The 18,074-nt window shown below is 59.6% G+C and carries 17 protein-coding genes and 1 pseudogene; 7 read left to right on the forward strand and 11 right to left on the reverse strand.

Annotated elements, in window-relative coordinates:
* Window positions 1–121: 121 nt before the first annotated feature.
* Entirely contained in the window at window positions 122–817 is a 696-nt protein-coding gene (locus QF045_RS16520; protein WP_306493154.1) for a pirin family protein, read from the forward strand.
* Between the two features lie 128 nt (window positions 818–945).
* On the opposite strand, the gene pgm is transcribed toward QF045_RS16520, so the two are convergent.
* From pgm to QF045_RS16540, 4 genes are all read right to left on the reverse strand, one after another.
* Complete coding sequence (pgm, locus tag QF045_RS16525) at window positions 946–2,589, reverse strand: phosphoglucomutase (alpha-D-glucose-1,6-bisphosphate-dependent) (RefSeq protein WP_306493155.1); 1,644 nt, start codon at window positions 2,587–2,589, stop codon at window positions 946–948.
* Window positions 2,590–2,697: 108 nt separating this feature from the next.
* Window positions 2,698–4,101 (reverse strand): PLP-dependent aminotransferase family protein, encoded by a 1,404-nt coding sequence (locus QF045_RS16530; RefSeq protein ID WP_306493156.1) that lies wholly within the window; start codon window positions 4,099–4,101, stop codon window positions 2,698–2,700.
* 36 nt (window positions 4,102–4,137) lie between these two features.
* Entirely contained in the window at window positions 4,138–5,562 is a 1,425-nt protein-coding gene (locus tag QF045_RS16535) for a hypothetical protein (RefSeq protein WP_306493157.1), read from the reverse strand.
* Between the two features lie 701 nt (window positions 5,563–6,263).
* Window positions 6,264–7,286, reverse strand: coding sequence for a zinc-dependent alcohol dehydrogenase family protein (locus QF045_RS16540; RefSeq protein WP_306493158.1), 1,023 nt, complete (start codon window positions 7,284–7,286; stop codon window positions 6,264–6,266).
* A gap of 269 nt (window positions 7,287–7,555) precedes the next feature.
* Between QF045_RS16540 and QF045_RS16545 the strand changes: the two genes are divergently transcribed.
* Window positions 7,556–8,470, forward strand: a complete 915-nt coding sequence (locus QF045_RS16545; protein WP_003230110.1) for a LysR substrate-binding domain-containing protein — start codon at window positions 7,556–7,558, stop codon at window positions 8,468–8,470.
* 541 nt (window positions 8,471–9,011) lie between these two features.
* Window positions 9,012–9,215 carry a hypothetical protein gene (locus QF045_RS16550; protein WP_306493159.1) on the forward strand — a complete coding sequence of 68 codons (204 nt, stop codon included), beginning with the start codon at window positions 9,012–9,014 and terminating at the stop codon, window positions 9,213–9,215.
* A gap of 393 nt (window positions 9,216–9,608) precedes the next feature.
* Here the strand turns inward: QF045_RS16550 and QF045_RS16555 are convergent, their stop codons facing one another.
* Genes QF045_RS16555 through QF045_RS16565 form a run of 3 tightly spaced genes read right to left on the reverse strand, consistent with a single transcriptional unit; the run spans window position 9,609 to window position 12,112 of the window.
* Window positions 9,609–10,268: a class I SAM-dependent methyltransferase gene (locus tag QF045_RS16555; protein WP_306493160.1), complete on the reverse strand. Its 660-nt coding sequence runs from the start codon at window positions 10,266–10,268 to the stop codon at window positions 9,609–9,611.
* Between the two features lie 40 nt (window positions 10,269–10,308).
* Window positions 10,309–11,139, reverse strand: a complete 831-nt coding sequence (locus tag QF045_RS16560) for a pyrroline-5-carboxylate reductase (protein WP_306493161.1) — start codon at window positions 11,137–11,139, stop codon at window positions 10,309–10,311.
* 34 nt (window positions 11,140–11,173) lie between these two features.
* Entirely contained in the window at window positions 11,174–12,112 is a 939-nt protein-coding gene (locus QF045_RS16565) for a DMT family transporter (protein WP_306493162.1), read from the reverse strand.
* Window positions 12,113–12,207: 95 nt separating this feature from the next.
* Here QF045_RS16565 and QF045_RS16570 point away from each other — a divergent pair, with 95 nt between their 5' ends.
* Window positions 12,208–13,170 carry a LysR substrate-binding domain-containing protein gene (locus QF045_RS16570; protein WP_306493163.1) on the forward strand — a complete coding sequence of 321 codons (963 nt, stop codon included), beginning with the start codon at window positions 12,208–12,210 and terminating at the stop codon, window positions 13,168–13,170.
* Here the strand turns inward: QF045_RS16570 and QF045_RS16575 are convergent.
* Together QF045_RS16575 and QF045_RS16580 are read right to left on the reverse strand one after the other, a co-directional pair.
* On the reverse strand, window positions 13,155–13,949 hold the full coding sequence (locus QF045_RS16575; RefSeq protein WP_306493164.1) for an SDR family NAD(P)-dependent oxidoreductase: 795 nt from the start codon (window positions 13,947–13,949) through the stop codon (window positions 13,155–13,157). The genes QF045_RS16570 and QF045_RS16575 overlap by 16 nt on opposite strands.
* A gap of 15 nt (window positions 13,950–13,964) precedes the next feature.
* Window positions 13,965–14,863, reverse strand: a pseudogene (locus QF045_RS16580) (LysR substrate-binding domain-containing protein).
* Between the two features lie 143 nt (window positions 14,864–15,006).
* On the opposite strand from QF045_RS16580, the gene QF045_RS16585 reads away from it, so the two are divergent.
* The 3 genes from QF045_RS16585 (at window position 15,007) to QF045_RS16595 (ending at window position 16,762) form a co-directional block, all read left to right on the forward strand.
* Window positions 15,007–15,396 (forward strand): hypothetical protein, encoded by a 390-nt coding sequence (locus tag QF045_RS16585; protein ID WP_306493165.1) that lies wholly within the window; start codon window positions 15,007–15,009, stop codon window positions 15,394–15,396.
* A gap of 11 nt (window positions 15,397–15,407) precedes the next feature.
* Window positions 15,408–16,010, forward strand: coding sequence for a glutathione S-transferase (locus QF045_RS16590; RefSeq protein WP_306493166.1), 603 nt, complete (start codon window positions 15,408–15,410; stop codon window positions 16,008–16,010).
* A gap of 68 nt (window positions 16,011–16,078) precedes the next feature.
* The gene (locus QF045_RS16595) at window positions 16,079–16,762 is read left to right on the forward strand and encodes a glutathione S-transferase family protein (RefSeq protein ID WP_306493167.1); all 684 of its coding nucleotides are present in this window, start codon (window positions 16,079–16,081) and stop codon (window positions 16,760–16,762) included.
* Here QF045_RS16595 and QF045_RS16600 read toward each other — a convergent pair.
* Window positions 16,759–17,247 (reverse strand): flavin reductase family protein, encoded by a 489-nt coding sequence (locus QF045_RS16600; RefSeq protein ID WP_306493168.1) that lies wholly within the window; start codon window positions 17,245–17,247, stop codon window positions 16,759–16,761. The genes QF045_RS16595 and QF045_RS16600 overlap by 4 nt on opposite strands.
* Window positions 17,248–17,263: 16 nt before the next feature.
* The gene (locus tag QF045_RS16605) at window positions 17,264–18,070 is read right to left on the reverse strand and encodes an aminotransferase class III-fold pyridoxal phosphate-dependent enzyme (protein ID WP_373424449.1); all 807 of its coding nucleotides are present in this window, start codon (window positions 18,068–18,070) and stop codon (window positions 17,264–17,266) included.
* Between the last annotated feature and the right edge of the window lie 4 nt (window positions 18,071–18,074).

Raw genomic sequence — 18,074 nt, forward strand, 5'->3', positions numbered from 1 at the left:
CGATGAAGTGAATGTTAATGCCCTTATTTATCATCGAATAAATGGATAGGAATCAGGCATTTTTTACGCTTTTTATCGATCATGCACTGTTGGATCATAGGGCCATCAACAGGAGACGATCATGCTTGAACTTCGACCCTTCAACACCCTGGGCGGCGCCCACCATGGCTGGCTCGACGCCCATCACCATTTTTCATTCGCCGAATACCATGACCCCGAACGTATGCACTGGGGCAATCTGCGGGTGTGGAACGACGACATCATTGCGCCGGGCAGTGGCTTCCCACAGCACGCGCACCGCGACATGGAAATCATCACCTATGTGCGTGAAGGCGCGATCAGTCACGCCGACAACCTTGGCAACAAGGGCCGTACCGAGGCCGGTGATGTACAGGTGATGAGCGCCGGCACCGGGATCGCCCACAGCGAATACAACCTGGAAGCCACGCCGACCAAGATCTTTCAGATCTGGATCATCCCGAATGAGGCGGGGTTGCCGCCCTCCTGGGGAGCCAAGCCGTTTCCACAGGGTGAGCGAGAAGGTTTCGTGACACTGGCCAGTGGCAAGGCCGGAGACGCTGAAAGCCTGCGCATCCGGGCCGACGCACGCCTGGTGGCGGCCAATCTGAAGGCAGGCGAAAGTGCCGAGTACCGCCTCGACAGTGGACGACGTGCGTACCTGGTGCCCGCAACGGGGGTGATTGAAGTCAATGGTTTGCGTGCGCAAGCGCGAGACGGTGTAGCGGTTGCCGATGAGCAGGTGCTGCGGGTGACGGCGATTGAAGACAGTGAGATTGTGCTGGTCGACCTGGCCTGATCTCAAGCCTTGCTGGTATTTAATGTGGGAGGGGGCTTGCTCCCGATAGCGGTGGGTCAGTCAATGATGATATCGACTGAGCTACCGTCATCGGGAGCAAGCCCCCTCCCACATTGGGTTTTGCGTTGTTACTCGGAGATGGCGCGGTCCACCAGTACTTGTGCTTCTTCTACCAACTGCTTGAGGTGATCTTCGCCAACAAAGCTCTCGGCGTAGATCTTGTAGATGTCCTCGGTGCCCGATGGGCGCGCGGCGAACCAGCCGTTTTCGGTCATGACTTTCAAACCGCCGATCGCCTGATTGTTGCCTGGCGCATGGCTGAGGATCTGCTGGATGCTTTCACCGGCCAGTTGGGTCGAGGTGACCTGCTCCGGCGACAGTTTGCCCAGCAGGGCTTTCTGCGCTGGCGTAGCCCTGGCATCGACGCGGGTGGCAAAGGGCTCGCCCAGCGCGTCGGTCAGGCCGCGATAGATCTGGCTCGGGTCCTGGCCTTTGCGCGAGGTCATTTCGGCGGCGAGCAAGGCTGGGATCAGACCGTCCTTGTCGGTGCTCCAGACCGTGCCGTCCTTGCGCAGGAACGAGGCGCCGGCACTTTCTTCGCCACCAAAGCCCAGCGAGCCTTCGAACAAACCATCAGCAAACCATTTGAAGCCCACCGGCACTTCGTACAAACGACGCCCGATGCGCGCGGCAACGCGGTCGATCAAGCCACTGCTGACCACGGTTTTGCCCACCGCCGCATCGGCGCGCCAGTCGGGACGGTTCTGGAACAGGTAATCGATGGACACCGCCAGGTAGTTATTCGGCGCCAACAGCCCACCGGACGGGGTCACGATGCCATGACGGTCGTGGTCCGGGTCACAGGCAAACGCCACATCGAAGCGTTCCTTGAGGCCGATCAGCCCTTGCATGGCGTAGCTGGATGACGGGTCCATGCGGATCTGGCCGTCCCAGTCGACGCTCATGAAGCGGAAGGTCGAGTCGACGTCAGTGTTGACCACGTCCAGGTTCAAGCGGTAGTGCTCGGCAATTGCCGACCAGTAGCGCACCCCTGCTCCACCCAGCGGGTCAACGCCCAGGCGCAAGCCGGCGCTGCGGATGGCATCCATGTCGATCACATTGATCAGGTCGGCCACGTAGCTGTTGAGGTAATCGTGCCGGTGGGTGGTATCGGCCTTGAGCGCCTGGGCGTGAGTGATGCGCTTGACCCCGGCGAGCTTGTTGGCCAGCAGTTCGTTGGCCTTGGCTTCGATCCACTTGGTGACATGGGTGTCGGCAGGGCCGCCGTTGGGCGGGTTGTATTTGTAGCCGCCGCTTTGCGGTGGGTTGTGGGATGGCGTGATGACGATACCGTCGGCCAGTCCGCTGGTGCGGCCACGGTTATAGCAGATGATCGCGTGAGAAATCGCTGGCGTCGGCGTGTATTCATCGCCTTCGGCGAGCATCACATGCACACCATTGGCAGCGAGCACTTCCAGCGCACTGGCACCGGCCGGTGTTGACAGCGCGTGGGTGTCGAGGCCGACAAACAATGGGCCGTCGATGCCCTGGGCTTCGCGGTACAAGCAGATAGCCTGGCTGATCGCGAGCACGTGCCACTCGTTGAAGCTCAGTTCGAACGAGCTGCCACGGTGCCCGGAGGTACCAAACGCGACGCGCTGGGTAGAGATCGCTGCATCAGGCTGGCCGGTGTAATAGGCCGTGACCAGTCGCGGGATATCCACCAGCAACTGGGCTGGTGCCGGCTTGCCCGCAAAAGGACTGATAGTCATGCATAAACCTCGAAAAAGATAAGGATTCGGAAAAATGATAGTTTACGGTGACTTGGACTACTGCGCGACGGTATCGATCCAACAACCGATACAGAAATTTCATACGCTTCAGATCTGTGACTGTTGCAGCGCCTCGGCCAATGCATCCAGAGCAGTGTGCAGGTTCGGATGACCACTGAACGCATGACCGAGGCGCACCTGCTGGTGATGCAGACCGCTGAGGCTGAACAGCTCGCCGGGGGCGATCACCACGTGCTGCGTGACCATACGCTGGAACACGCGGCGCATATCCACCGCCGCCATCGACTGCAACCAGAAACTGGCACCGGCGACCGGCATTCGGTAGCTCACCTGCCCCTCCAGATGGGCGTCCAGGCGCTGGCTCATGGCCTGCGCTTGCTCGCGCAGCCGTTGCTGGAGCGTCTGCACGTGCTGGTCAATCCGCCCGTTTTCGTACAAGCGAGCAATGGCGCGCTGACGAATCGACGATAACCGGAATGCGCGCAACGCAAATTGGCGTTGCAACTCACGGCTCAGTTGACGCGACAGTACAAAGCCAAAGGGTGCCTCAGGGCCCAGGGCCTTCTCGAACGAGGAGAACACGATCAGCCGTTCAGGGTTGACCATCTGTCGCAGGGCTGCGGGGGACGGTACGAAGCTCAATTCGCCATAGGTGTCGTTCTCCAGCAACCAGCAGCCGAATCGGTCCAGTAGCTGCGCCACCTGCAATCGTTCCTGAACCGACAGTACGTTGCCCGATGGCATGCTCACCACCGATGACAGCAGCACCAGATGCACCGGCTCATGGCTGAGCAGGTGTTCAAAGGTACCCAAGTCGAAGCGGCCATCGGCGTGCCAGGGCAACTCGATAACGCGCACGCCGGCGCCCTGCAACAGGCGCAGGACCAGGTAATCGCAGGGTGATTCGGTCACGACCACCGTGCCCTTGAGGCCCAGCACGTCAATCAGGATCTCCAGGACACCGCGCAAGTCGGCGCCGATATACACCTCATCCGCCTGCCAGCAACGTGTGGGGGACGAGGTGTAACGTGCCGCCAGCGCCGCGCGCAGTTCCCAGACGCCAGAGGGTTGCGAGTGGGTTTGCAAGTGATGGGGGTGCCGGCGGATCAGTTGGCGCTCCAGCGTAAGCAATGCGCCATCCAGTGAGCCGAGCAGCGCCGGTTCATCGCCACTGAGCACCACCATGGCCGGACGCCGCGCGGCCGCATAAAGGCGCTCAAGCAAGTCCCCACTTGTCAGCATTTGCGCGTTGGCGGCCACGGGCCAGGCAAAGTAGCCGGACTTGGCCACTGAGTAGATCCGCCCCTCTTTTTCCAATATCGAGTAAGCGTACTGAATCGTCGAGATCGACACCTTCAAGCGAGTCGACAGCTGCCGCAGCGAAGGCAGCTTTACCGGCTTTTCAAGGCTGACTTCGTCGATCAGGTTGATCATGTAGCGGTACACCGCCTGGTAGGCAAAGTCCGCTTGCCGCTCCCCTCGCAGTTTCATGAACGTCCACCCGGTGTTGCACGTACAGGCACGCCGTCAACGTCCCGACAATTGCGCGATTTGCGCTTGCGCCCGCACCCCGTGCTGTTTGCGCGCCTGGCTGCCACGGCTCGTCTGCTGCACGCGCTTGCGGTACAGGTGCTGCAGCAGGGGCAATGGCAAGCCGCTGGTGTCGATCAGCCACTGCTGCAACATGTCCGCGACTGGCTTACCCTGCAGCGCCTTGTGCAATTCGGGAAGCCCCACCAGCATGCCAGGGTGGCATTGACGCAGGTAACCCTCCAGGCGCTCGCCATGATGGATGAAGGGTGAAAACAGCAGGCAAGTCAGCTGGCCCTCGTCCAGGCCGAAGAACTCCTGGGCGTAGGTCGTCGACAACACGCGCCCATCATTGCCGCCCATCTCATCGATCAGGGCGCTTGGGATTTGTCGGCGGCCCATTACGTCCCTCGCCTGCCGCACGAATGCCTGGACGCCTTCCTCATAGGACAGCTCACGCAGGCATTGGGCCTGTAACCCATGCAGGTGCGCCATGAGCAACGGGTTGGGGTAGTCTGGATGACTGAAGTGAAAGTCGAACGGGTCCGGTTTGTGCGCTAGAAACTCGGTAAGCAGCGCTGCCGAGGTGACGTCGACCTCGTCAAGCAGATCAGCAACCCCGATATAAGCCAGATGGCGATGTGCGCCCCGCCCTAGCCGCTCGGCCTCCACGTATTGCTCGCCATAAAGGTCGCGGTAGCAACCAGTGCTCCACTCTTCCATGCGTGCAAACAACATATTGAGCGACGCTGGCCGGCGCGGCGCAACCATGACGCCCGCGTCCAGGGCCGAGCGCTTGAGCCAGGCCAGGTACTGGCTTTGTTTGCGCGCAGAGTCGCCGCTGACCATGGCATGTACGCCGCCGTTCCACGTGCTCACACGCTGGTAAAAGTCGCCCAGGGCCAGGTAAGTGTCGTTGCACAGCGTTGCACGGACATCGCCGGAAGTCAGGTGCCCGATCATCAGCATATTGCGCTGGCTCACCTCACGACCGACGCTGGAGGCCGGCCGCTGGTGGTTGAAAGGTTGCACCTCCTGATTCTCGACCATCAAGAGTTCCACACGAGGGTCATCGTGGAAAAACAGCGCGTTGTAGCCTTCGTTCAGGCTGGCGAGTGTCGCCTGGGTCATTCCTGCATGCCGCAGAGTCGCGACCCGCAGGTGAAAGGTCTTGGGCGCACGGCCTGCGATGCTTAACTGCGCCGCGCGCAGCAGTGCCAGGGTATAACTGCTGACCTCGCCGCCACCGTGGGCGATCAGGACTTTATAGTTACCCACTTGTTCCATGCCGCCTGCGGCCACCACGATTCGCTGGATCAACAATTGAAGTGCAGTCCGTTCGGCGCGAGTGAAGTGCCCCATCAACCGTTGCAGAACTTGCTGATAAACATAGTTCATGGCTTGTTCGTGAATTGCGCTCATTGTTCTACTACCTGAGTTGAAATATCTGTTTCAAGCAACTCTTTGACGTCGTTGCCTGACCCATTACATCGATGGGTTTGTCTTCCGCTGTAGAGCGCAAGGATGATTAAACATTAGCACCTTGCAATAAAATGACTGGAGCGGGCATCCGAGCGCCTAGCGACCCAACCCTCGTACAGACGCGCCAATCCGCGGCCACCGGAGGCCATGCCGCAAGCCCTAGGAATGTTCCGACAACTTCCTACAGCGCGCTAACTCATTAACTAGCGAAAAATCCGACAAATATTAAATCACCCACTTAATGCGACCTCCTGCATGAAGACGCGGTGTCCTGACTATTCTTCGGCGGACAGGGTGTCGCCTCATTAGTTTGTCGATGTTAGAAAGTTTTGTCGGGCAGCTAATCATTGCTCAATCCTTGAGATGACGGTTAAGCCACAATTATCGGCACTCAAATAATGATTAATAGATACAGAACAGCGCAGGAAAGCAGTTCAGATGATCCCCGGCACAAACTTCGGTCACGACCACACACCAGCGCCGCGCTGGATTTCAGGGCGGCGTAGGGGCCAAAGGTATGGTTTGCGGGGCGCAGCGCCCTCGGAGCGGCTCAACCCTGGGGTGGGTTAAGCCCTGACAAATGGCGCATCTGCTGCATCTGCGCAGACGCTGGAGTATGCATTTGCGAATACTCCTACAGCTCAAACAGCTTCAACCTGCAACGCAACTCGTTCGCGGCAAGGGCATTCGTCCATATAGCGGTGCGCTTCGACGAATTGACTGAATGGAAACACCGTGGTTTTCAGCGGCACCAGTACCCGGTCGGCAGTCAGTTGGTTGATATCCCGCAAGGCGCGCTGCAATGCGACCTGGTCCTGGATGATGCCCAACTCCGGCTTACCGGTGAAGTTGCCGATGCAATGCACGAAAAACTGAATATTCTTCTGGAAGGCAGCGCAGGCCGGGAACGGTGTCTGGTTACCGCCTTGCAGGCCGTACAACACCAGGCTGCCACGTGGCGCCAGCACATCACCGAGCAGTGACATCTGCGGCCCGCCCAGGCCGTCGAACACCACATCAACGCCGCGATTATCGGTGATTTTGTTGATTTGCATGAGCAGGTCCTGCTCTTCGGTAACGATGACTTTTTCCGCGCCGAGAGACAGCAGGTAATCCCGCTCCGCACTGTCCTTGGTCGCCGCGATCACCCGCACACCCAAGGCTTTGCCCAGCTGCACGAACGACGGCCCGGCACAGTGGCTGGCATCGGTCACCAAGGCAAACTGCCCCGGTTTGACCCGCGCCAGGTCCATGTAGGCAAAGTAGGCAATCAACAGCGGCGTGTAGTGCACGCTCGCTTCAATCGGGCTCAAGACGTCCGGGTAACGGGTCAGGGCCGAACGGGGCAGGACGATTTGCTCGCCGTACACCGGGTAGTCATTGGGGCTTTCGGCGGGAAAACTGGCGACCTTATCGCCCACCGCCAAGTCGTCCACGCCATCGCCCAAGGCAACCACCACACCGGCCATTTCATGACCAAGGCCCGACGGCAGGCGTGCATGGGACGACGCCAGGTTCTGGCGCCACAGGATGTCGTACCAGCTGATACCAATCGCGTCGACACGCACCTGCACTTCGCCCGGTGCGGGCTGCGCGGCTGCATGCTCTTCGCATTTGAGCACCTCGGCCGGACCAAACTTGTGAAAACGAATCGTGCGGGACATCGCAAACCTCGTCAAAGTAACCTCTAATGCCATGAACTCTATCTGGGCTTTCCCGCTAAGACCACCGGTCGCCATTAATAGTCGACATGCCTGTCATTGATTCCGCTTCTGAGGAATAGACCTCAGCTTGCGTAGGAAAACTCAATTATCCGGTGCAGAGTACCAGCCTTTCCCCGTAAGATTCATGCCGGTCATGCTTCTGAACGGAGCCTTGGAGGTTCTTGATATGACCGCTCTCGTCAAGTTCGCTGACTCTTCCAGGACACAAGATGAACCGTAACGACCTGCGTCGTGTCGACCTAAACCTCTTGATCGTATTCGAAACCCTGATGCATGAGCGCAGCGTGACCCGCGCCGCCGAGAAGCTGTTTCTCGGCCAGCCGGCCATCAGCGCCGCCTTGTCACGTCTGCGCGGGCTGTTCGACGACCCGCTGTTCGTACGCACCGGGCGCAGCATGGAACCGTCGGCACGCGCCGTGGAAATCTTTGCCCTGCTCTCCCCGGCCCTGGACTCGATCTCCACCGCCGTCAGCCGCGCCGCCGAATTCGATCCCGCCACCAGCACCGCAGTCTTCCGCATCGGCCTGTCCGACGACGTGGAATTCGCCTTGCTGCCGCAATTGCTCAAACGCCTGCGCGCCGAAGCCCCCGGCATCGTGCTGGTGGTGCGTCGCGTCAACTACATCCTGATGCCCGGCTTGTTGGCCTCAGGCGAAATCTCCATCGGCGTCAGCTACACCGCCGACCTGCCGGCCAACGCCAAGCGCAAAGTACTGCGCCGCAGCCTGCCGAAACTGCTGCGCGCCGACAGCGTGCCGGGCTCATTGAGCCTGGACGACTTCTGTTCCCGCCCGCACGCCCTGGTGTCCTTTGCCGGTGACCTGAGCGGGTTTATCGATGAAGAGCTGGAAAAACTCGACCGCAAACGCCACGTGGTGCTGGCCGTTCCGCAGTTCAATGGCCTTGGAACGCTGCTGGCCGGCACCGATATCCTCGCCACCGTGCCGGATTACGCGGCTGAAGCGCTGACATCAGCCGGTGGCTTGCGAGCGGAAGACCCGCCGCTGCCGGTGCGTTCGTTTGAGCTGCATATGGCGTGGCGTGGGTCGCAGGATAATGACCCGGGGGAGCGGTGGTTGAGGTCGCGGATTCAGATGTTTTTTGGCGACCCTGAGAGTCTTTAGGCGTCGTCGGGTGGGCTGTTTAGCTGATCATTTCTGCCTTTCCACAAACCATGCAGTTCCATTCACTTCCGGTAGATTGCTACATTGGGGGCACATCTGAGGGCATACGTTGGATGGTTTGAAAAGGATGCCCCCAGCCTGAGGTCCAACAGTTCCCTTCTAGAAAAGTCACCCGTTGTTGTTCCCACACACCGCGGGGTAAAGGTAGGCCGATGAGATGCTCTCATCTGCCCAAGTGCGTGAGCAACCGAGTGATACCTCCTGTGCAATTAATATTTCAAGTGTAAGTCGCCAAGCTGAATTCAGGTATTGCTCCGACGCTTTTCAAAACGCTGCCAAAAGTCGGCTGCTCACTCCAGAGGGCCAGCAGGCTTTACCAGACCTCTAGTTGGACAAAGGCTGCTAACGGTAAAGAGCAAAAATTCAGTAGGCGCAGCTCCTTGTCTGCCTTGCTGCGATATCTGACACACAGGCAGTCGTGGTCTGACAGCCGCTCTCAGCAATTTTCCGTCGTACGTGAATGGTTGCTTTCGGTTACCTGATGAATCACTGCGAAAACTGCGGAGCCAAGCTCGGCGACTTCTTCATGCACAGCGAACCTGGTGGTGCTTTCTTCCCGACCTCACTACAAGAGGCTCAGCGGATGACGCTCATCAGAATCAACGAGCGGTTCGACGCCAACTGCAGCGTCGGCTTTGCATCCGAAGATTTTTTCGACTGGATTCCGGTTCGCGAACAACCCTAATTGCCCTATCCAATCCAGGACTGTCTGAGAACCTCAGGGGATTCCACGACTCCTGGGGCATAATTGAGGGCAAATTTCGGTTCCTTAAAAAGGGTGCCTCCACCGATACCCCCAGATAACGCGGTTGTTTTCAAACGAAAACTCAGAGATGCCTTGATCCGCTCGCTGACCGAACCAGGCAAACACGCCGATGGCCAAGTCCCTGGTCTCTACTTGAAGGTAAGGGCGTCGAGCAAGGTCGGCAAATCCCCTTCCAAGTGCTGACGCCTGAAGTGTTGGCTACATGGCAAAGAAAACCGCTTCTCCCCAGGGCTGGGTTCAAGCGCACGTTAAATATATTACCGAGCAGCCGCCACGGAAGCCGCTCGCTGAGCTCCTGAATGCATTCGTCGATCAGCGTGTTTTCTCAATCACCCAATAATCGGCAGTGTCGACGTTGATGTAATTGCCCCGCTCAATACGCAGGACCACGCGTACCTTGCCGTCTGCCACGAGGCGCTCGACGTGGGCGACAAAAGGCTCATGGTCCAGGTAGCTCTGGCGCGTACTGACGATCAGGTAGCCAGGGCTGCGCGCAACACGCAGCAGCTCATCAAGTGCAGTGATGGCCACATGCCCGTCGATGAACACGCCGCAGCACACCACCAGGTCATAGTGATCGTCCGCGATGGCGACATTGCGGGCGTTCAAGTCGATATCGGCCGTGAGCCGGCCGTAAGCGTTGGTTTTGCGCGCCTGTTCAATCATGCCCGCGGACAGGTCGACGCCATCGATATCGCCGTAGCCGATTCCAGCCAGTTGCTCCCCTACCAATCCGGTACCACAGCCGGCATCAAGAATGCGCGCACTGTGCGGCCCGCCCGGTTTGACCAACGCGTGGGCAACCACATCCAGCAACTTTGCACAAACCCAATGGCCGACATATTCCTCACCAAAGGCCGTCTCCACATAACCTTCTGCCCACTCATCGTAGAACTCGCGCAGCACTTCCTTTTCACCATTGAGTCTGTGGGAAGCCGTCACCAATGCACTTTCCTCTGCCGTACGTTTCATTGTCGATCCTCGATAAGGTGTCGCCTGGGTATTCGCCGGCTCAGCTTGCCAGCCGTTGGCTGCGCGCAATGCCGGCCCGGAAGCAGTCGGACAGGGCCAAGCCTTCGCCTACGGCATCCAGCAACGCTTCCGTGACGCCACCGGGCGTGGTGGCGCTGTGCAGGTAGTCGCGCCGGGCGCGGTCATCCAGCCCCCGTGGCCTTACAGCATTGGCCCAGGCAATCACCTTGCCCCAGGGCGGGAGGTTGCAGGCCGTGGCGCCGCTGGCGATGGCTTCCTGGGACACACTTACGGCCAGGCTTTCGCAGTAGGTCAATACAATCGGCAGGCATGGCCCGTAGACGGTGAAGGCGTCGAATTCAGCTTGCGAGGGCAGGTTAATCAGTTCGATCCCCAGCTGGCGTAGCAGCGTATCAACCAACACTGAATCTGCTCCGTAACGTGCACCGATGGCGCAGGCGCCGGCAATCGTATCCGGGGCACTGACCATCACGCGGATGACCTGGGGGGGCGGCTGGAACAGGGACCTGATGCGCTCAACCGGCAAACCGGCGATAAACGAGACCAGCACTGTGGCGCTTTTGAGCTGCAGCCCACCCAGAGCCCGGTAATCCTGCGGCCTTACCGTCAGCAGGATCAGTTGCGACTCATCAACGATTCGCTGGTTATCGGCATACCGGTCTTCCAGCCCGGCCTGTTCAAGCCTGGCCTGGGCTGCCCTGGAATGCCGGTTGCCGAGTAACAGATTGCCCCTGGGTAAGCCGGCGGCAATCAGCGCCTGGGCAAGGGCGACGCCCAAGTGGCCGGAGCCGAGAATCCCGATACGGGTGGACAACACACTGGAAAGCGTCTTGCAGTCATTCATAGGCATAGCGACTTGACCATTGGCAGTAGAAACAGCGGTATCACGCCTCGGACGCCAGGCGGGACGTTACCCCTGCGCGGCGCAGGGTCAGCACCTCCAGGACGCTGACGCCCAGGATCCCGATCAGTACCAGCAGCGCGCCGCACACGAACCACAGGTCCAGCGCATCATTGAGCACCACCACACCCAGCGCGACGCCTGCCACAGGCGTCAACAGCTGCAGTACGGACAGGCGTGACGCCAGGTATTTAGTCAACAGCCAGTACCAGCCCAGGAATGTCCCCAGCACCAGGACCAAGGTCTGGAAGGTCAGGTTTGCGACGACGGCACCATCGATTTCAAACGTTGAGTGGCCCATGAAAAAGGTCAGCGGGAATATCAGCAGCGTCGCGATACTCACCTGGTAGAACAGGGTTTTCTCCGGCCGCGCGCTGGCCAATGCCGACGTGCGTACCGCGATAGTGGTGGCTCCCCAGGCTGCTCCGGACAGCAGCCCAAGCCCGTCCCCCAGCAACGTGTTGCCTTGGGCATCTTCCCCCCGGCCCATGAAGGTAATGACGATGCCCAGGAACGCCAGCACCACGAAACACCATTGGCTGCCACTGAGCCGCTCCTCCTCGCGCAGGAAATGCAGGCCGAAACTCGCAAACAATGGGCCGGTATACAAAAACACCGTGATATGGCTGGCGCTGCTGTACCGCAGACCTTCAGCGATGAAGATCGATTCCAGCGCCACCAGGATTCCGACCACGACACCTGCACTGACTGTCTTGTCACCGAACAGCCCGGCGCCCTCGCGGTACCACAGGTAGCCGCCCAGGATCAGCGCAGAGATAGCGTATCGAATGGTCAGTTGCATCAACGGGTCAAGCTGCGGAGCGGCAAGCTTGATCAAGACCTGCTGCCCACCCCATAACAGACACAGGACCACCATCGTGGACACGGAAAAAACATCGAGGGATTTACGTGCGTCGAGCATAGTCATTGACCTTGAGCCACAGCATTGAAAAACATGGGTTCAAGGCTATGCGCATCGCTTCTGGCAAGTAATCGATTTTTTGCTAAGGTGCTTGCATGAAACTCAACCTGGAAAAACCTCGCCGCCTTCCCTCCCTCAGCGCCTTGCGTGCTTTTGAAGCAGCGTCTCGCTGTCGCACGCTCACCGAAGCCGCACAGGAGTTGTGCGTGACGGTAGGCGCAGTGAGCCGGCAGATCCGCCAGTTGGAGGACGACCTGGGGCTCAGCCTGTTCCATCGCACCGCCAACGGCGTGACACTCAATGAGCCGGGGCAGCGCCTGGCCCGGGATGTGTCCAAGGCATTTTCGTTGTTACTCAAGGCTACCCAGGACGTGCGCCCGCACCTGGGCACCAGCATCGTACTGACCTGCACGGTGTCCATCACCAGTCACTGGCTGAGCAAGCGCCTGCCGGACATCACTGCCGGTGGCGCTATTGCGCTGACGATTGACCCGAGTTCCGAAGTGCGCAACCTCGACCATGGCGATGCCGACCTGGCGATTCGCTATAGCCCTCGCGAGCTTGCGTCGAAAAACTCGGCGTTGCTGCTGCAGGACCGCTATTTTCCAGTCTGCAGCCCGGCCTACCTGAGCAGCCTTGGGGCTATCGACGAACCAATGGACCTGGTGGGCGCACGGCTGGTCCAGTCGCCCTGGTATCACCAGGATCGCTTGGGCAACGCCACCTGGGACGACTGGTTCATGGCGGTTGCCAAGCGCCACACCCAGACCACGGCGGCGTTATCGTTCAGCGGAGTGGGCTACGCCATGCATGAAGTAGCGCAAAATGGCGGAGTGATGATAGGCAGCTCTGCGCTGCTGCACGACGAATTGGCCGACGGGCGCCTGGTGGCAGTGTTCGGCGACCGCCATCAACTCGCCTCGCCCTACGAATACAGGCTGGTCTGGACGCAATCGGCGTATCAGTCGCGCGACCAGCAGCACCTGATCAATGGCTTGCTGCGCGCCGCCGGGCAACCGCCGACATTCCCACCCGTGGCAATTCACGCACCGGGGTAGGCACCACCGTCCATGTTGATGACCGCGCCCGACAAGTAGGACGCTTTGGGGCTGGCCAAGAACAACGCCAGGTCGGCCACTTCTTCCGGGCGGGCAAACCTGCCCATCGGAATCAATGCCTGCTGTTGCGCCATGACCCGCTCGAGGCTTTCGCCGCTGCGCTGAGCCATGCGCGCCAGGGTCGCCTGGGTGCGTGGCGTCAGGGTAAATCCAGGGTTGATCACGTTGATACGGATGCCGTGGCGACCATACGCCTGCGCCAGGCCCTGCGAGACCAGGATCAGTGCCGCATTGGCCGCGCCGCCAGCGATGTGCTCGGGCATTGCTACCTTGCCGCCGATGCCGACGATATTGACAACCGCTCGCAGCGACGGCTGCGCCTGCCCAACAAAGTGGGCGAGCACCGCATGTTGGGTGTTGATATAGGGGCAGAACTTGGCGTTGAGTGCCTGGAGGTAATGCAATGGCGTGAGTTGATCGACCGGATGCCTGGCAGCGGCACCGGCGCAGTTGACCAATACGTTGATGGCCCCATGGCTCGCAATGATCGCGTCAATCACTGACTGCGCCTGATCCACGTCTGCCAGGTCGCTGGCGAAGGCATGCACCTCCAGGCCGGCACTCGCACACTCCTGTTGCGCCTGTTCAAGGCGCTGGTGTGACCTCGAAATGATCGCCACCCTCGCACCTTCAGCGGCAAATGCCTGGGCACAGGCCAGGCCGATGCCGGAGCTACCGCCCGCGACCACCACAAGGCGTCGTTGAAGAGACAAATCCATTCGGGCAGGCCTCCTTCAGGCGTTTCCTTTCAGTTGGGCAAGGTAACGGTCCACTTCCCCGGACAACCAATGGGAGAACTCGCGCTGCTTGTCTTCCGAACTTTCCCTGGGCGGCCACACCAGCCAATAGGGATAGGCATACGGCGCACTGATGTCGCACAACTGGACCAGCTCTCCCCGCTCGATGGCGTCATGAACCAGGCTGCGCCGTTCCAGCGTGATACCCTGCCCCAGGCGAACCGCCTCCAAGACCAGGTTGGAGTCGTTGCTGCACAACCCCTTGCGTTCGTTGCCCATCTCGACGCCCGCCGCCTCGCACCAGGGCAGCCAGGATTCGGTGTTATAGATGATCTTGCTTTCAATGACCTGTTGCGGGGTCTGCGGCAAGCGTCCGCCATTGAAGTGCGGGGCGGCGACAACGACGATTTCATCATGGAACAACAGCTTCTGCTCTACACCCTCCCAATCGCCTTTGCCCATGCGGACGCCGATATCCACCGATTCCTGATGCAGGTTAGAGATCGTCAGGCTGGCTTGCAGCCGAATGCTGATATGGGGGTAAAGCTGCTGAAAACCCGGTAGGCGCGGTAACAGCCAGGATCGGCCGAACGACGGTAATACCGCCACCACCAGCTCGCCCATCTTGGGCTGGGCCTGAATCAATCGCGTGGCCTCGGCGATATCTCCCAGGGCTTTGCGGATCTGCAGCGCATACAGTCCCCATCCTCACTCACACGCAAGCCACGCCCCTCCCGCACGAACAGGGTCAACCCCACAATTTCCTCCAACACCTTGATCTGCTGGCTGATCGCTGAATGGGTGACGTGCAATTCCTTGGCTGCCAGGGTGACGCTTCCCAACCTGGAGGTGGCCTCGAAACTGCGCAGGCAGGTCAATGGAGGAAATGCACTCATGTAAGTTCAACTAACCTGTCGTGGTAAAAATTATCGATATTGAAAGGACCTCTCTCGCTATAAAGTAACCTCAATTTAACAGTCCTGCCAGTCACAGTTTTTTTCCGTTACACCGTCAACTCGCGAACCGCGGAGCGTCTCCGATGAAAACCACGATGATGGAACATAACGTCTCGACTGCCCGCATCAACCAGGCACCACAGGCATTGCTGACGCAAATGGCCCTGGGCCGACATTCGCTGAAATGGCTGGTGACCAAGGATCAACTATTCTCTTTCTGGCTGGAGCAGCAGGCCTATGTCGTCGCATTGAAGGGACGCCACTGGATTACCTCCGAAGGGTCTGACGTATGCCTGGAACAAGGGTATTTCACACGCCTTGCACCGAGCCTGATCCTATTGGAAGGTGAGGGAGAAATAGAGCTGTTCGTGGCCCCCGAGGCAGAGGCCGAAACCGGCTCCCCCGGGCTGCTGTTAAATCTGCGCAAGTACCTCAAGCACCCTCACTGCACTTTGAAAATTACCCTGACGTAAATGGAGGCTTCATGAAACTGGTCGGCATGCTGGACTCGCCCTACGTACGCCGCGTGGCAATTTCCCTGGATCTGTACGGCGTCGACTTTGAGCATCAGTCGCTCTCGGTATTCAGCGCCTACGACGAATTTGCCAGGATCAACCCGGTCGTGAAGGCCCCCAGCCTGGTGCTGGATGAATCGACTGTGTTAATGGACTCAAGCCTGATCCTCGATTACTTCGAAGCGTTGGCGCCCACCGACAAGAAGTTGTTGCCACAGCAGTCCAGCGCGCGCGCCCAGGACTTGCAATTGATCGGCCTCGCCCTGGCCGCCTGCGAAAAAACCGTACAGATTGTCTACGAGCATAATCTGCGCCCTGCAGAAAAACTCCACGAACCTTGGCTCGACCGAGTTACCGGCCAGTTACTGGCGGCTTACTCTGCCCTGGAAAGACAGCTGGCCCACGGCGCTGACGAAGCGCTGACCCAAGGTGCCATAACCGCCGCAGTGGCCTGGTCCTTCAGCCAGTTCACCGTTGCTTCAGTGGTCAACGCCGGGACGTTCCCGCATCTGCAGCGCCATGCCAAGCGACTTGAAGAACAACCGGCCTTCAAGCGCTACCCCATCGAATAAGCCGCCTGCAACGTACTGCGAGCCGGCGACCACCGGCTCTGCGTTCTGCGCCCACATGAATGGCCTTTATGTACACCGTATTTTTCTCACCCACCGCCAATGGCTATAAAATCCTGCTGATGCTGGAGGCCCTGGCGGTCAGCTACGACATTTGCCACATCGACCTCACCCGCGATGAGCAACATCTACCCGCGTATCTACAGCTGAACCCACACGCCAAAATACCGGTACTGCTGGACAACGAAACCCGGCAAGTGGTGGTGGAGTCTGCGGCGGTCCTGCTGTATCTGGCGGACAAACACGCGCGCTTTTGCGGGACATCGCCCGAGCAACGCTGGCAAGTGGTGCAATGGCTGATCTGGCAGGTCAGCAGCCTGGGACCGATGGCCGGCCAGAACTACCACTTCCACCATCAGGCCCCCCAACCCGATACGTACTCGGCCACGCGTTATCTGAACCAGACCCGCACACTGTTCCAAGTATTTGAGCAGGCGATCGCCGAGCACCCGTTCATCTGCGGCGAGTTCTCCATCGCCGACATGGCGATCTATCCTTGGCTGCGCCTGCACAACGTGTTGCAGGTCAGCCTTGAGGCCTTACCTCGCACCACGCAATACCTGCAGCGCATGGCACAACGGGACGACGTTCGGCGCGCCTATGCGGCAGGCGCGCCGTACCAGCAGCGTGCGAAGGGCGACGTCGATAAGCTGCAGGCCATTGCCGGCCGCCTCGAACGCCGCAGTGCGGGCTAGACCGCCGTCGCGTATTTACCCCCGTGAAAGATCAGCGGGCTACCCTCATTCAGGGTGAAGCTGATGACCTCGCCAATGAAGATCCAGTGATCACCGCCGTCGAATTCATTGCGTTTGATGCACTCGAACTGCGCAATCGCGCCGTCAATCAGCGGCAGTTGGTTTTCGCTGATCGCGTAATGCACCTGGCTGAATTTATCCGCCGTCGGCGTTGCAAAACGATCGCTCAGCAGTTGTTGCTCATAGGCCAGTACATTGATCGCAAAGCCATCAGCCGCCTGGAACGCCGCGGCGGTATAGGACTCCTTGCGCAGGCTCCACAGCACCAGTGCCGGCTCCAGTGAAACCGAATTGAAACTACTGACGGTAAGCCCGGCGGGCAGCCCCCGATCATCAAGCGTGGTGACCACGGTGACACCGGTGGCGTACTTGCCGTAGGCGTTGCGCAATGCACGTTTATCCAACTGTTTTTCAAGCGTCTGCATATCCCTGTCCACCTTTTCAGAGTTGGCCAACCACGGTGTGGTTGTCGAGTGTCGCCAAGCATGCCGCCAGAATCTCCAGGCCTTCGAGCAACACAGGCCGGGGAATGGTCAGGGGCATGAGAAAACGGATGACATTGGCGTATGGTCCGCATGCCAGCAGGAGCAAGCCCCGCTCACGCGCGCTTTGGATCAATTGCTTGGTCATGCGCGCAGAAGGAATGCGCCGCGCCGTATCGTCAAACAGCTCCAGGGCAACCATCGCCCCCAGGCCACGGATACGGCAATGAATGCCCAGGGCGCTGGTGATTTCCTCAAGGTGATAGCGCAGATCCTTGCCGAGCTCCCGGGCGGCGTTGAGCAACCCTTGCTCATCGAATGCCCGCAATACCGCCAACGCCGCCGCACAGGCCAGCGGGTTGCCCGCGTAGGTCCCGCCGAGACCACCGGGCACAGGTGCATCCATGATCGCCGCCTTGCCGGCCACACCTGCGAGCGGCAAGCCTCCGGCGATGGACTTGCCGAACACAATCAAGTCGGCGTTCACACCCATTTGCTCCATCGCGAAAAAACTGCCGGTGCGCCCGGCGCCACACTGTATTTCGTCTGCGATCAGCACGATGCCGTGCTGGTCGCACAGAGCGCGCAGCGCCACCATGAACGCCACAGGGGCAGCGACAAACCCCCCCTCACCCTGGACCGGTTCGATGACGATGGCCGCGATATCTGGATCCGTGAAATCGGTCGTCAGGCATCGGGCAACATCTGGCGCAACGTCTATCCCCGGGAGTCCTTCAGCAATCGCCACTCGCGATCGCTCGCACACCCGG

Source organism: Pseudomonas sp. W4I3, from assembly GCF_030816195.1.
Classification (GTDB): domain Bacteria; phylum Pseudomonadota; class Gammaproteobacteria; order Pseudomonadales; family Pseudomonadaceae; genus Aquipseudomonas.

Bases quoted from the DNA above. Each gene is read 5' to 3' on its own strand.
- QF045_RS16520 (WP_306493154.1), top strand. From the start codon at position 122: ATGCTTGAACTTCGACCCTTCAACACCCTGGGCGGCGCCCACCATGGC.
- pgm (WP_306493155.1), bottom strand. From the start codon at position 2,589: ATGACTATCAGTCCTTTTGCGGGCAAGCCGGCACCAGCCCAGTTGCTG.
- QF045_RS16530 (WP_306493156.1), bottom strand. From the start codon at position 4,101: ATGAAACTGCGAGGGGAGCGGCAAGCGGACTTTGCCTACCAGGCGGTG.
- QF045_RS16535 (WP_306493157.1), bottom strand. From the start codon at position 5,562: ATGAGCGCAATTCACGAACAAGCCATGAACTATGTTTATCAGCAAGTT.
- QF045_RS16540 (WP_306493158.1), bottom strand. From the start codon at position 7,286: ATGTCCCGCACGATTCGTTTTCACAAGTTTGGTCCGGCCGAGGTGCTC.
- QF045_RS16545 (WP_003230110.1), top strand. From the start codon at position 7,556: ATGAACCGTAACGACCTGCGTCGTGTCGACCTAAACCTCTTGATCGTA.
- QF045_RS16550 (WP_306493159.1), top strand. From the start codon at position 9,012: ATGAATCACTGCGAAAACTGCGGAGCCAAGCTCGGCGACTTCTTCATG.
- QF045_RS16555 (WP_306493160.1), bottom strand. From the start codon at position 10,268: ATGAAACGTACGGCAGAGGAAAGTGCATTGGTGACGGCTTCCCACAGA.
- QF045_RS16560 (WP_306493161.1), bottom strand. From the start codon at position 11,139: ATGCCTATGAATGACTGCAAGACGCTTTCCAGTGTGTTGTCCACCCGT.
- QF045_RS16565 (WP_306493162.1), bottom strand. From the start codon at position 12,112: ATGCTCGACGCACGTAAATCCCTCGATGTTTTTTCCGTGTCCACGATG.
- QF045_RS16570 (WP_306493163.1), top strand. From the start codon at position 12,208: ATGAAACTCAACCTGGAAAAACCTCGCCGCCTTCCCTCCCTCAGCGCC.
- QF045_RS16575 (WP_306493164.1), bottom strand. From the start codon at position 13,949: ATGGATTTGTCTCTTCAACGACGCCTTGTGGTGGTCGCGGGCGGTAGC.
- QF045_RS16585 (WP_306493165.1), top strand. From the start codon at position 15,007: ATGAAAACCACGATGATGGAACATAACGTCTCGACTGCCCGCATCAAC.
- QF045_RS16590 (WP_306493166.1), top strand. From the start codon at position 15,408: ATGAAACTGGTCGGCATGCTGGACTCGCCCTACGTACGCCGCGTGGCA.
- QF045_RS16595 (WP_306493167.1), top strand. From the start codon at position 16,079: ATGTACACCGTATTTTTCTCACCCACCGCCAATGGCTATAAAATCCTG.
- QF045_RS16600 (WP_306493168.1), bottom strand. From the start codon at position 17,247: ATGCAGACGCTTGAAAAACAGTTGGATAAACGTGCATTGCGCAACGCC.